Source organism: Paraburkholderia sp. 2C, assembly GCF_054589215.1.
In genome coordinates, this window is the sequence record NZ_BAAILL010000008.1 from 1 (window position 1) to 928 (window position 928).

The 928-nt window shown below is 64.4% G+C and carries 2 protein-coding genes and 1 pseudogene; all 3 read left to right on the forward strand.

Features of this window, described 5'->3' with window-relative positions; genetic code table 11:
* A pseudogene (locus ACYPXD_RS00970) lies at positions 1-397 on the forward strand (nitrite reductase large subunit); the annotation flags it as partial.
* 38 nt (positions 398-435) lie between these two features.
* On the forward strand, positions 436-765 hold the full coding sequence (nirD, locus tag ACYPXD_RS00975) for a nitrite reductase small subunit NirD (RefSeq protein ID WP_459706433.1): 330 nt from the start codon (positions 436-438) through the stop codon (positions 763-765).
* A gap of 19 nt (positions 766-784) precedes the next feature.
* A partial coding sequence (locus tag ACYPXD_RS00980; RefSeq protein ID WP_459706435.1) for a hypothetical protein occupies positions 785-928 on the forward strand: 144 nt, incomplete at its 3' end.

The window sequence follows — 928 nt, forward strand, 5'->3', positions numbered from 1 at the left end:
GGGCTGCCCGCGCAATTGCGCCGAGGCCGGCATCAAGGACGTCGGCGTGATCGCGGTCGAAAGCGGCTGGGAACTGTATGTGGGCGGCAATGGCGGTATCAGGACCGAAGTCGCGCAGTTCCTCGTGAAGGTGAAGACGCCCGATGAAGTGAAGGAGTACACGGGCGCGTTCCTGCAGCTCTATCGCGAAGAGGCGTATTACCTCGATCGCACCGTGCACTACATCGCGCGCGTCGGCCTCGACTACGTGAAGCAGAAAGTGGTCGAGGATACGGCGAGCCGCAAGGCGCTCTACGAACGGCTGCTCTATTCGCTCGAAGGCCTGCCCGATCCGTGGGAAGCGCGCATCGAAGGCATGCAGAAGGACGAATATATCCCGCTCAGAATCGTGGCCTGAGCGCGAACGCGAGTGAACGGAAAGGAAGGAACATGACCATGGACATGCAAGTGACCCGCGCGTGGACGCGCATCTGCACCGTCGCCGATATTCCGCCGCTCGGCAGCCGCGTGCTCGAACGCGAGAACGGCAATATCGCGATCTTCCGCACCGCGCAGGACAACATCTTCGCGCTGCTCGACCGCTGCCCGCACAAGGGCGGCGCGCTGTCGCTCGGCATCGTGCACGGCGAGAGCGTGACCTGCCCGCTGCACGCGTGGAATATCGATCTCGCCAGCGGCCTCGCGAAGGCGCCCGATGAAGGCTGCGCGCGCCACTTTCCGGTGCGTGTCGATGCAGACGGCACGGTTTATCTGTGCCTCGACTAGCGCGCGCCATGGAGGTCCGATGAAAACCGTCACCCGTTCCACCTGCTGTTACTGCGGCGTCGGCTGCGGCGTGCTGATCGAGGCGGAGGACGGACGCATCACCGGCGTGAAGGGCGACCCCGCTCACCCGGCGAACTTCGGCAAGCTGTGCAGCAAGGGGCTC

Bases quoted from the DNA above. Each gene is read 5' to 3' on its own strand.
- nirD (WP_459706433.1), top strand. From the start codon at position 436: ATGGACATGCAAGTGACCCGCGCGTGGACGCGCATCTGCACCGTCGCC.